Annotated in this window: 11 protein-coding genes; 4 read left to right on the top strand and 7 right to left on the bottom strand. The window is 36.3% G+C overall.

Annotated features, from left to right (window positions below):
• Positions 1–147: 147 nt before the first annotated feature.
• The 3 genes from AC13DP_RS12735 to AC13DP_RS12725 all read left to right on the top strand — a co-directional run bounded on the left by AC13DP_RS12735 (position 148) and on the right by AC13DP_RS12725 (position 1,939).
• On the top strand, positions 148–570 hold the full coding sequence (locus tag AC13DP_RS12735) for a helix-turn-helix domain-containing protein (protein WP_347405930.1): 423 nt from the start codon (positions 148–150) through the stop codon (positions 568–570).
• A 202-nt stretch (positions 571–772) separates the two neighbouring features.
• Complete coding sequence (locus AC13DP_RS12730) at positions 773–1,267, top strand: hypothetical protein (RefSeq protein ID WP_347405929.1); 495 nt, start codon at positions 773–775, stop codon at positions 1,265–1,267.
• Positions 1,268–1,471: 204 nt separating this feature from the next.
• Positions 1,472–1,939 (top strand): DUF423 domain-containing protein, encoded by a 468-nt coding sequence (locus AC13DP_RS12725; protein ID WP_347405928.1) that lies wholly within the window; start codon positions 1,472–1,474, stop codon positions 1,937–1,939.
• 138 nt (positions 1,940–2,077) lie between these two features.
• Here AC13DP_RS12725 and AC13DP_RS12720 read toward each other — a convergent pair whose 3' ends face one another.
• The 6 genes from AC13DP_RS12720 to AC13DP_RS12695 all read right to left on the bottom strand — a co-directional run bounded on the left by AC13DP_RS12720 (position 2,078) and on the right by AC13DP_RS12695 (position 10,984).
• Entirely contained in the window at positions 2,078–3,346 is a 1,269-nt protein-coding gene (locus AC13DP_RS12720) for an aminotransferase class V-fold PLP-dependent enzyme (RefSeq protein ID WP_347405927.1), read from the bottom strand.
• A complete protein-coding gene (locus AC13DP_RS12715) occupies positions 3,309–3,572 on the bottom strand; it encodes a hypothetical protein (RefSeq protein ID WP_347405926.1) in 264 nt (87 codons plus the stop codon). The genes AC13DP_RS12720 and AC13DP_RS12715 overlap by 38 nt, the downstream gene beginning before the upstream one ends.
• Positions 3,573–3,921: 349 nt before the next feature.
• Positions 3,922–5,088 (bottom strand): redoxin domain-containing protein, encoded by a 1,167-nt coding sequence (locus AC13DP_RS12710; protein WP_347405925.1) that lies wholly within the window; start codon positions 5,086–5,088, stop codon positions 3,922–3,924.
• Positions 5,089–5,092: 4 nt separating this feature from the next.
• Positions 5,093–6,469 carry a RagB/SusD family nutrient uptake outer membrane protein gene (locus tag AC13DP_RS12705; protein WP_347405924.1) on the bottom strand — a complete coding sequence of 459 codons (1,377 nt, stop codon included), beginning with the start codon at positions 6,467–6,469 and terminating at the stop codon, positions 5,093–5,095.
• A 16-nt stretch (positions 6,470–6,485) separates the two neighbouring features.
• On the bottom strand, positions 6,486–9,716 hold the full coding sequence (locus AC13DP_RS12700; protein WP_483067903.1) for a TonB-dependent receptor: 3,231 nt from the start codon (positions 9,714–9,716) through the stop codon (positions 6,486–6,488).
• Between the two features lie 134 nt (positions 9,717–9,850).
• Positions 9,851–10,984, bottom strand: coding sequence for a FecR family protein (locus AC13DP_RS12695; RefSeq protein WP_483067902.1), 1,134 nt, complete (start codon positions 10,982–10,984; stop codon positions 9,851–9,853).
• A 208-nt stretch (positions 10,985–11,192) separates the two neighbouring features.
• Between AC13DP_RS12695 and AC13DP_RS12690 the strand changes: the two genes are divergently transcribed.
• Positions 11,193–11,771, top strand: a complete 579-nt coding sequence (locus AC13DP_RS12690; protein WP_272959483.1) for an RNA polymerase sigma-70 factor — start codon at positions 11,193–11,195, stop codon at positions 11,769–11,771.
• 111 nt (positions 11,772–11,882) lie between these two features.
• Here AC13DP_RS12690 and AC13DP_RS12685 read toward each other — a convergent pair whose 3' ends face one another.
• Complete coding sequence (locus AC13DP_RS12685) at positions 11,883–12,473, bottom strand: M16 family metallopeptidase (RefSeq protein ID WP_483067901.1); 591 nt, start codon at positions 12,471–12,473, stop codon at positions 11,883–11,885.
• Between the last annotated feature and the right edge of the window lie 142 nt (positions 12,474–12,615).

Raw genomic sequence — 12,615 nt, 5'->3', positions numbered from 1 at the left:
CTAGGTCTTAATATTCAGAAAAGAAAACATGGTGATATTACGAAACTTCAAGTTTTAAAAAAACAACTGCAACCAAACAAAATAATCTAAAAAAAATAAAGAAGTTATTTTTACTCCAAAGGGTGATAAACGAAACTTTTAAAAAGAATGTTTATCTTTGAGATTATGAGCACAGCAACAAAAACAAGTCATATCGGTAGAAAAATAAGCCGAATAAGAGAACTTCGAGGAATGAAGCAAGAAGACCTTGCCGCAGAATTAGGGATCAGCCAACAGAGTGTATCCAGTTTAGAACAAAGTGAGCATATTGAAGTTGAAAAGTTGGAAAAAGTAGCTAAGGTTTTAGGAGTAAGTAAGGAAGCAATTGAGAATTTTTCAGAAGAATTAGCCATAAATTTTTTTAATAGTTTTCAGGATAGTAGTAATGGGACTTTTAATAACCACTGTACTTTCAATCCGCTAGATAAATTAATGGAATCAGTTGAAGAAAATAAAAAGCTTTATGAGAGATTGTTACAGGCGGAAAAGGAGAAAGTAGCTTATCTAGAAAAACTAATAGAGAATAAATAGTGAAAACTAAAACATTCAAAATTAAAAAAGTATCTAGACCTATGGATATTTAAATGATTATCAAAAGGCAATATTTAATTCAAACAAATCAATGGATAATCACCAAAAAGAAGAATTGATGGTGAACTTTAAATTCTCTATTTGTGAATTTTCAAAAAAGATATTTGCAAAATTCTAATCAGAAAACATAATATATAATATCATGAATAAGATTATTTTAATATTCATTTTGGTAACCTCATTTACTTATGGTCAAAATCAAAAAATAAATAAAGATAATCCCGGGACTACAAAAACAGATGATTACTTAGAAGAAGATTGGAGAGAATTAAGTAAACATGGTCAACACGTTGAAGCTGCTAGTGAACTTATATTTCTTTCTATGTCTGATTCTACAAGAAATAAGCATGCGGACTATTGGCATATTGGTCAGGTATATGCTTTTGATAATCAATATAAAAAGGCTGTATTTTATATCAAAGAATCAATGAAAGGTAAATCAGAAAATGATGATGAACAATTCTGGTGGTATTACAAGGGCACGTTAGCTTTTCTTCAAAAAAATAAAAACGAGTTAAAAAAATATTATGACTTGTTAGAAAAAAATCATACAAACTATTACTCAAATAACGCAAAGGTTTTAAAAAGATTATTTGAAAATTTCGAAGAACCCTACTCGCAAGCTTTTCCAAAATAATAACTTTAGACACTGTCTCACAATAACGACTAACAAGTCCGCAATTGTCTAAAAAATTTTACAGGAAAAAATTAAAACGATAGTATAACTAATTTCCATCATCATTGTTTTAAAAATAAAATCATCGGTAAATAATGATTATATTCAAGCATAAATTAAGATTGGTTTATTAAATAATTATACCGGTTCTTTAAAACTGATATTATGAAAAACTGGAATTTTAAAGTCAAAAACAACCCTGCTGAGATAAAGAACAATTTACAATCTTCCCTTGCATCGGTTCACGGGTTTGTGATAGATATCAAAAGTGATAATAGCAGCCGCATCACCTTTAAAATTCGTAAACGATTACTGTACGCATGGTACATAGTCTACCACAACAATTTAGTGGTTAACGGAAAATTATCCAGAGCAGATAATCAAGATGAAACAGATGTACATATTTCTTTTGGCCAAAATATTCTTTGGAAATTTGTGATTTTAGCACATCTTTCTTTGGGATTAAGTTTTATAGCGGCAATAGTTTTAGGCTATAATAGTGGAAATTCTATATATTTATTAGCCGCTCTTACTTTCGCAATTGTCCTATTATTGTGGTTTCGATTACAGAAAAAACACAAGAATGATGTAGAAGAATATAAAAAATTACTCTCGGAAACGCTGGGATTTTAATATTCTAATAGGTTTATTTTTTAAGCAAGTAGATTGCGATTAGGAACGTGTACCATTATTCACCAATCTCTTCAAAAACGATAGAAGGCTCCTTCTTCATATAATTTGAAAAAATTTAGCCATATAGCATTTTTCACATTACGCTAAGCCCAAGAACATCGCTTTCATACCTTCCTGTAGTTCAGTATCATCCTGCCGTAGGCTATCAAATTCATTAGTTTTGGGATTATATTGATAGTCTGTTGCCCATTCTTTTCCATACTGTATAATTTCCCGTAAGGCTTCAATAATGCTCTGTACCTCGGCATTGGTCATAATGGGATGTAAAGACACCCGTACCCAGCCAGGCTTATCAGTTAAATTTTGATTCTCAATATCCTGAATCATTTTTTCAGATTGCTCACTATCAATCTTAAACAGGTAATGTGCCAGGCTGCTGGCACAAGACCATCCGCCACGTACCTGTATCCCAAATCTATCATTAAGTAGTCTAACCACCAAATTGTAATGCATTGCTCTTACGTTAAATGAGACGCAACCAATATGATCCTGTTCACGATTTCCCAGCACTTCAATCTCTGGAAATTCAGCAACACCTTCATAAAACAAATCAAGTAATTCCTTTTCACGCAACTTCATCATTTTAGGATCCATAAGCTCTTTGAGTTTTAGGCACAAAGCGGTACGAATTACCTGAAGAATACCGGGGGTTCCTCCATCTTCACGCGTTTCCAGATCGGTATGATACCCATAATCACTCCAGGGATTCGTCCATTTTACATTCCCACCACCGGGCGTATCCGGATGTATGTTTTGATGCAATTTTTTATCATAAACCAAAACACCACTGGTGCCCGGACCTCCTAAAAACTTATGTGGTGAAAAGAAAATAGCGTCCAGTTTTTGGTTTTTATTTTCGGGGTGCATATCAATAACTTCATAAGGTGCCGATGCTGCAAAGTCAACAAAGCAAAGCCCATTATAGGCGTGCATCATTTCTGCTAATTGATAATAAGGAGCAATAGCCCCGGTAACATTTGAACATGCGGTGAACGAACCTATTTTCACCTTTCGGTCCGCGTATTTTTTAAGCTGAGTCTCTAAGTTTTCCAAAGAGATTTGCAATTTTTCATCAGGTGCTATAAGTACCACATCTGCGTCTAAAGCTTGCCAGGGCACCTGATTGGAGTGATGCTCCATATGGCTGATAAAAACAACCGGTCGCTCTAAAGATCCAGACAAATGCTGCTTAGCTTTAAGCCCCATAATGCGGTGCAATCTGGCCAGAGCACCCGTCATTCCGGTGCCGGTGGTAACCAAGACATCATCTGTTCCTGCATTTACATGTTGCTTTATAATCGCTCTGGCTTCATGATAGGCAGTAGGTAGACGCTTTGCCTGTCTCACTCGAAAAAGAATGGGTGTTGGCCATTAAAGGACCTATCTTATTACAAATCACTTCTTCTATAGGTTGATACAACCTTCCACTCGCAATCCAATCAGCGTATAATTGGTTCTGGATTCCATAAACCGATTTAAATTCATGATTTACACCTATGGTATTTCGCCTAAAGCTTTGAAAATAAGTCTCCAGATTTTCTGACATAGTAGTTTTTTGCATGTTTTTCTTCATCCTCTTAATTATTGACCTAATACAAATATCGGGTCTCTTATAAAAAGAGAGCTTAAACAAGCATATAAGCCCTCTTTCAATATTCATCAAATTAATTTTAATCTGTTTTCAATTCCTGAATATAATTTCTACCCCCCTCTAATCAGGTTCATATGCTTTGGGATCGTTTAAATACCGCTTAAATACTCACCTGCAGTATTGATTAGTACGGAATACGGTTACAGGTTGCTTTGTTCCATTTCTAAAAACAACCTGTTTTATACTAGAACCATTTTCTGTACATAACCGATCTATCATCTAAATTAATTAGTAAGGATTAATTTTTTTCAGAACGCTTGAATTTTTAGACTTAATTAGTAAATATTTCCTTCAGTTTCTCATGAAGTCCCTCTTCGCGAAGATTCGTAGCAATAATCTCTCCCTCTGGATTGATAAGGAAATTTTGGGGTATCGCACTAACCATATAATCCTGAGCGGCCTGATTTTTAAAGCCTTTTAAATCAGAAACATGTTTCCATGGAAGCTTATCTTTCTTAATAGCTTTTTCCCACAGTTCACGCTTTTCATCTAATGAAATTGCTAAAATCTCAAGACCTTTGCTGTGATAGGTATTATAAGCCTTTAGTACATTAGGATTTTCTTTACGACAGGGACCGCACCAACTTGCCCAAAAATCTACGAGTACAAACTTTCCCTTATAATCCTCAAGGCCTATTTTGTTTCCTTCAAGGTCTACCTGATTTTTTATAGCAGGAACTCTACTGCCTACTGCAACCGATTTATACCCCTCTAGAGCTTTGGAAAGTTTTTTACCATAAAAGGAAGACTGCGCTTTGGGATCAAGCAACTGGTACAATTCATCGGCCTTATCTGGATCTGCATATTGAATATAACGCTCTGAAATAATCATAGGAGCTGCCAGACTACCAGGGTTATTAGATACATAAAGTTTAGTAATACTATCGCTAAATCTGCTCATTTCTTCCCACTTTTTATCCATCATCAACCGCTCATCCTTAACTAATTCTCGCTTTCCTCCTTGATTAAGCGAATCAAGCAGTTGGTATATTGGTCTTGCTTTACTTCGAATTTTTTCAAAATAGGTGTCATAATAATCCTGATACTCTGCATAAACTGAGGCTCCGTTTACTTTTGCTTTGTACAAAGAATCTTTTACCGCATTTATAGTAATGTCTTCGTTAGACAAAACAATACGCAAAGGCCACTCTGTTGTATCTGAAGTTTTAATGGCATACCATTTTGGGAAATCAACTTTCCCGCTAAAAGTAAATTGATCATTCTGAAGTTGTACAGAGTCTACCAGTGGTGAAGCTCCTTCAGGAACATCCAATTCTTCAAGATAAATCATCGCATCTGGTTGATTTTTAATCTTTCCTGAAATTTTGAATTGCTCTTTTTCTTCTGATTTTTCGTTGGAATCCGGGTTTTTACATTGCACCGCCGTCAAGACAGCGATACAAATACAAACCAAACTTAATCTATTCGTGCTTTTCATTATATTAATCATTATATCCTGGATTTTGTTCTAGTTTAGGGTTAGATTGTAATTCACTATTGTTTATAGGCCAAAGTACATCGGTAGACTCCCAGGTTTGCGGTTTTAAAGCGCTTAAAACGGCATCTGCCTTCCCTGTTCGTTTGAGGTCTAACCAGCGATGTCCCCATTCGCCAATAAACTCTACCTGGCGCTCCTCAAATACTTTATCAAGTACTTCTTCTTTGTTCATGCCACTTGCATACGCATCCAAGTTACCGTGGAGGGTACGAACCTTATTAAGGTCTTCCAGAGCCTCATTGGGCATATCCTGCTCTGCCCGTGCCTCGGCACGTATCAAATATTGCTCGCCTAAGCGCAACATAATGCTATATTGATTAATTGACCCACCTAAAGGTTCATATTTAGCAGGATAATAATAAAGCTCATTTTGATAACTTACGGTGTCTACCCAGGTCTCAAAACGCGCATCTGCATCATCAAATGCGTTCAAAGCAGTTTCAGTAAGCACATAAGTTGGTGTTTGCCCGGGATTAAACCACCGGCCTTCATTAACCACGGTAGAATTTGTATTTGAAGGTATAAGTTGCCAGATGGTTTCCTGATTATCAATTCCAAAAACCTGCTCAACATCATCTTCCAGGGCATAAGGACCGTTGATTAGCTTTGTCGCATAATCTTCTGCCAGTTTCCATTCTTGCATATACAAATAAACGCGAGACAACATCGCCTGAACCACATATTTATTAGGTCGCAATTTTTTATCACTGGGATATTCATCTGTCAAAAGATCCTCAGCACCTTTAAGATCTGTAATTACCTGTTCATAAACCTCAGCAACAGAGGCTCTACCCTTAGAAGCATTTTCCTTATAATCAGTAGAGGTGATTAAGGGTATCCCTCCATACATATTAACCAGGTAAAAATGTAGAAAAGCCCTTACAAAATATGACTCTCCGCGTAATTGAACTTTAAGATCTTCAGAAACATTAGGTGCATCTTCAAGTCCTTCCAGGATAGCATTTGCCGAATAGATAATATTATAGGTATCATACCAGTAATAATAATCCGGGCCAAAAGCAGTAAAAGGAACTTCATTAATATTATACGATTGATACGTCTGTGTAAAATCGTACAATTCGTCTGCACAAAGTCCTCCCATCACACTTAGACTCCCGTTAGAAATATTAATAGGATCAGTTCGTAACATAAAGTCTCCGTAAACACCATTTATAGCAGATATAGCAGTAGCATCAGAAGCAAAAACATCTGAGGTTGCTAATTGATTGTCTGAAAGGTCGGGTTCTAAATAAGCCTCACAACTAAAAAGTGTTAAAAGGGCTAACATAAAACAACTTGCTAGATATATATTGTTTTTCATAATGATTTTTTATGATTTAGAAATTGGTCTGTACCCCTAATGAAACTATACGTAAAGGCGGTGCAAAAGTCGATTTCGATTCAGGATCCAATCCTTTATAAGAGGTTATAGTAAGCAAATTTTGCCCCTGAAAATAAACACGTGCATTCTGCAATCCTACCTGATTCGCCCAGGTTGCGGGTAAACTATAAGATAGATTTACATTACGTAATTTAATGTAAGAGGCATCATCCCAATGGAGGCTGGAGCTTAGTGAATTAAAAAAGGCATTGCTGGTAGCAGTTGAAGGCTTTGGAACGCTTACCTGATCACCCGGTTGCTTCCAGTAATTAAGAACCGATTCCTCAAAATTTGACCTGTTACCTACTGCATCATAAACAGTGTTCAAATAATTGTAATCTTCTTGTTTTACAAATTGAAACAGAAAGCCAAGGTTCCAATTTTTATAGGTAAAATTGTTTTGCAGTCCCCCATAAAACTTAGGTAAACGATCTCCCAGAATCTTGCGGTCATCGGCATAAGTAATTTGACCGTCATTATTTAAATCTTGAATAGTATACATCCCTGTTTCAGGATCAACCGAAGCTAGATAACCTTTCTGACTCAAAATCGAAGATCCAACTTCATAAGTATTGGCATAAGTAGAAGCTTCCAGATCATCAAAAGAGACTAATTCATTCTTTTGAAAAGTGATGTTAAAATCTGTATTCCAGCTAAATGTTTCTGTATTGATATTTCGGGTATTCAAAGACAGCTCAACTCCTTTGTTACGTATCAATGCCGGAAGGTTTGCATTTACCGAAGTAAATCCTGTTTGTGAGGGCAACGGTAAACCTACCAGCTGATCTTTTGTTGAATTACGGTAGTAATTAGCATTTAGCAGGATTCTATCCTTTAAAAAACCTAATTCCAAAGCAACGTCAAACTTCAATACTTTCTCCCAGCTATAATCTAAGTTTGCCAGTGCAGTAGGTGTTAAAACAGTTGAAGATTCATTATTTATCGAAGAGGTTGCAGTCCATAATTGGTAATAACCATAATCCCCTATCCCATCATTACCGGTGGAGCCATAGCTAGCCCTCAATTTACCAAAACTTAACACCGACTGATCTTTAAAAAATTTCTCTTCAGAAAAAATCCATGCAGCACCCAAAGCGGCAAAATTCCCATATTGATTGTTAGGTCCAAAACGGCTGGAACCATCTCGTCTTACAGAGGCATTGAACAGGTATTTATCATTCCAATTATAATTAAGCCTTAAAAAACCGGATAAATACCGGTAATCTATATTGGAAACAAATATCGAATAGCTACCCGCTGCACCTATATTATCTAAAAACAAGTCTGACGAGTAATTATTTGCATCAATGGTTTGATTGTCCTGGGTACGTTTCATTAGCGTGCCCCCCAGTAGGGCAGAGAATACACCATTTCCTATTTGATTTTTATAAGTAAGTTGTGGTTCTATATTAAGCGTCTGGCGTTTGGTATCTCCTTGTTGTACATTAGGACTTCCCCAGGAATAATTGGCATAAGCCGGGTTAAGCGAAGTTGAAGGGTTTTTATTCTGCTGATCAAGATTATTGATGTTATAGCCTACTAAAACCTTAGCCGTTATGTAATCTGAAATTTCATAAGCCAGATTAAGATCCGCAAAAAGCGTGTTAGTCTTATTAACATAAGAAGCATTTAAGGGAGCTATGGGATTTGTAATCGTCCAGTTTAATGAACCATCTTCATTATAGGGGTTGAAGTTGGGTGGCGTCAAAAGAACGCTGGCAAAATTTCCGCCAAAAGAATTATTATCATCTGTACTATAGTTAGCCTGAAGGTTCAACCTAAAGCGATCGTCTTGAGATTGATAGCTATACCGGGAACGAATACTAAAGCGCTGATATGAAAAATCTCCCGGGTAAATAGTTCCCTCCTGGTTATACGATGTGTTTAAAGAAAATGAGTTCCTGGCAGTCCCGGTACTGATTCCGGCCTGGGCATTTACAAAATTGGCCGTCCCGCCAAACAAGTGTTCCTGCCAATTCATATCCAGATTTTGATCCCATAAGGTAAGATCAGGAGCATTACTATTGTCTGGCACAACACCATCATTCTCAAAAGCTTGTCTCCTAAGCGCAAGATATTCCGGAGTACTCAATAGATCCATCATATGGCCTACTTCTTTCACGCCGGTAAGCACATTTACATTAACGCTGAGTCCTTTTCCAGAAAGTTTATTGTGTTTGGTAGTAATCAATATCACCCCATTTGCTCCACGAGATCCATAAATCGCAGTAGCATCTGCATCTTTAAGTATACTTATACTTTCAATATCTGCAGGATTGATACTGTTAAGTGGGCTCTGGTTTCCTTTAGTAGGAAAACCAATATAACTGAATTGATTCATAGGCTCGTCACTATAGGGTATTCCATCAATCACATATAAGGGACGATTGGAGCTCCCTATAGAATTTTCTCCGCGGATGCGCACGGTCACGTTTCCGCCCGGGCGACCTGCTTCCTGAGTTATAAAAAGACCAGGGGCAGCACCTTGTAAGGCTAAAATTGGGTTGTTTACAGGTTGTTCTTCAATCGTTTCTGCATTTATCTGATTAACAGCTCCCGTATTAAAACGTTTTGAAGTCTCGCCGTAGGCAACCACCATAACTTCATCGAGCTCTGAAGTTTGTTCTTTAAGACTGATATTTACCACCTGTTGATCGGTTACCGTATGGTAAGCTTTTTCAAAACCCAACATATTAAAAACAAGTACTTCACCGGGTTCAGCTACGATAGTGTACTTACCATCTATATCTGTAGAAACACCGCGACGTGTACCTTCTATAAGTACAGTAACACCAAATAATGGCTCCCCTTTTTGAGAACTTACTATCCCCGAGACAGTTTGTTGTTCCACAACCTCTTTCTCTACAAGAGTTTCGTTTTTTTTACTAAAAACAATTTGCTTGTCCAGTACCTTGTAGATAATCCCTTCTGTAGTAAACAAACTACTCAAAATCTGCTCCAGAGAAATTTGATCTACAGATACATTCACCCTCCGATTAAGATCAATATCACCTACCCGGTACAAAAACGAATAAGGGGTAATAGTCTCTACTTTTTCAAAAAAGTCCAGAATGCTTATTTGCTTCTCGTGAAGTGTAATTTTCACATCCTGAGAATAAGAATTAGCCTGTATTTGAAAGATTGCAACGAAAATAAAAAGAATACTGAACCGCATAGAAAGATTCATTTTTGGCCATAGCAAGCTACGACACCTGTGCGTAATACATTTTTTCATACTTTTAAAGTGTAGAATTAGTGGTTTAACTTAGTTTTAAATCGCTGTTATGTTTACTAAAGGGAATGTTGCCGCATTCCCTTTTTTTAGTTGATCACAACAGTATTTTGTTTTATATCATAATTAAAAGGATAACTTTCGTTAAAAGATTTTAAAATCTGCTCAAGGCTTTCCGCTTTAAATTTTGCCGTAAACTTCTCTTTTTTTAAGGCGGTATTATTCACCTGAATTTGAACATCAAATTTGCGTTCCAGTATCCGGGCGATCTGGGGAAAATCAGCCTGATCAAAATAGAGCTGACCTTTAACCCAGGCAATGTATGGCGCAGTATTTACAGATGCAATTTCCAGACTTTTTGATCCCTGAGTGTATGAGGCCTGCATCCCCGGTTTTAATACAACTGCATCCTCAGGGTTTGCTGTTTGTTTTACCTTTACAACCCCATTAACCAGTACCGTATTAGAGTTTTTCTCATCAGCATAGGCCTGTACATTAAAATGTGTCCCCAACACTTCAATTTCCAAATCATCAGTATGCACCAAAAAAGGTCTTTTTGCATCATGACTCACCTGAAAGTAAGCTTCCCCGGTTAAAAATACTTCCCGATTACCTTCGGCTTTAAAGCCATTAGGATATCTAAGACTACTGCCAGCATTAAGGTTTATCAATGTACCATCTGCTAAAGCCACTACACTACTCTTCCCGTAAGGAACATGAATTTCATCAAAACTAATTATCACATTATCCTGATTTTTAGCTACATAAGTTAAAGTGTCACCCCTTTGTTCAATACGAACGCCATTGGTTTCAGCAATAACGCCTTTAGCTCCTTTCTCAAGTTGTTTATGCACACCTGTATCCAGATCTAATGTCACTACCTGCTCTGGAACAGGTTGAATTTCAAAAGATGCATAATAAAGTACTGCCCCACCCAGAAGAATTGCAAAAATGGCTGCAATACGTAATAGGTTTTGATAAGGATTTAGTTTCTTTACAGGGGGTACTTCCATAATTTTAGCGAAGAGTTTATCCTTCTTAGCTTGTTCAATCTTTAACCATCTTTTATTTAGCCTGTAATTCAGACTTAGCATTTCTTTAAAATGACTCTTATTGTCTTTGTCATTTAATAAGGAGTCAAGTTTCTCTTGCTCTTCATCTGAAAGATCTCCTTGAATGAATTTTTCAACTAATCTTTCAAAATCGGTATATTTACTCTCCATTATGCACTTTTTTTTAATTAAACGTATATAAAATGAATCACCCCGGCTTTTTTATTACATTTTTTTCATTGCGATCAAAATTTGGAATTATAGGTCATAAATTTCTTTATAGGCAGAGATTTTAAAACAGACTTTCTGTCTTTGCCACTACTTAAAATTTTTACTTAGCATATCTGTGCTATCTTTATCAAAGTATCCCTACATATCTATGTCTCAGTATTCTTTTAAAAACAATGAAAAACTTATACAACGCCTTCAAGCGGGAGATAGCGAGTGTTTTCAGTATATATTCAATGAACTCGTTGAACCCTTAACGGCTTTTATATACACGTACACCCAAGATGAGGCTTTGGCCGAAGATATTGTGCAACATAGTTTTATGAAACTTTGGGAAAAGAGAACGTCTCTGAATCCTCAAGCCTTCCTTAAAACATTTTTATTTACTATTGCCCATAACCGCTTTATCGATATATACCGAAAAGAAAAAAAACAGGTTTATTTAACAGATACGATATATCTAGAAACCGTTTTAGAAACGGAAGAATTGAACGAGGAAAATCTAAAACCGCGTTTGGAGCAAATAGATAAAGCTATTGAAAGCCTTCCCAAAAAGTGCAAAGAAGTCTTTTTACTAAAACGTCAACACAATCTGAAAAATAAAGAAATTGCGGAATATCTGGGGATTTCTATAAAAACAGTTGAAGATCATATATCCCGGGCGCTACGACTAATCAGGAAGCAAGTATTGATCTGGTTGATTTTAATTCTTTCCGGTTTTTTCAATTAAAAAAGAGCTTAAACCTGTAGTTTAAGCTCTCCCAAGTAAATTCAAGCAAAATCAAAATTTTGAAGAAGGCTAATTCAAATAAATTCTAATTTCTTTCTGAATTTATAGCCGTTATTGTTTAGGCATAAGTACACCTTCGATAATATCTGGTTCACTATTGATCAATTTTGCCGTAGCCATAAGATCATCTGTCGTGATACTTTCAATTAATGCGATACTACCTGCTCCGTCAGAAACCGGCATTCCCTTTTGAAGGTTATTAGCGATATTACTCAACCAATAGTTATTATTACGTTGGTTTTCTGAAACACCCTTCTTGTAATTGCTTTTTATTTCAGCCAACTCCTCAGCATCGATGCTCGTTTCCATTTTTTTCAATTCGCCATATACAATCTTTAACAACTCATCTGCTTTATCCGGATTACAGTTAAAGCTTACGCTTAAATTATAGTTTCCTATAGGTTCCCAGCTTACAGAACCGCCTACTCGGACACCGTAAGAACCTCCTTCTTCCTCCCGTATGCGCTCCATATAACGTTTATCAAGAAGTTGAGATAACACATAAAGCTCAAGGTTATTTTTCTTGGAATACTCCATATCACCATTAAAACTAACATTGATGGTTGTCTGAGGAGTCTCCATTTCTTTCTCCAAATGCACAGGTGTTTTCCCTTTAGCAGGTCGCATATTATGGTTTACCAACTGACCTTGCCTGAATAAGGTTGCCTTTTTTCAAGTTAATAATTTATTTTAAATACTGGTCTTTGTTCAGTAGCTAAGCGCTGAACAAAGTTTAAAAATTCTTGTGGTTTCCTATTTTTCAGTGAACCATGTGGCCGCTCAA

The organism is Zunongwangia sp. L-65 (assembly GCF_056859415.1).
The sequence above is the reverse complement of the archived record's forward strand: the minus strand, read 5'-3'. Positions and strand labels throughout refer to the sequence as shown.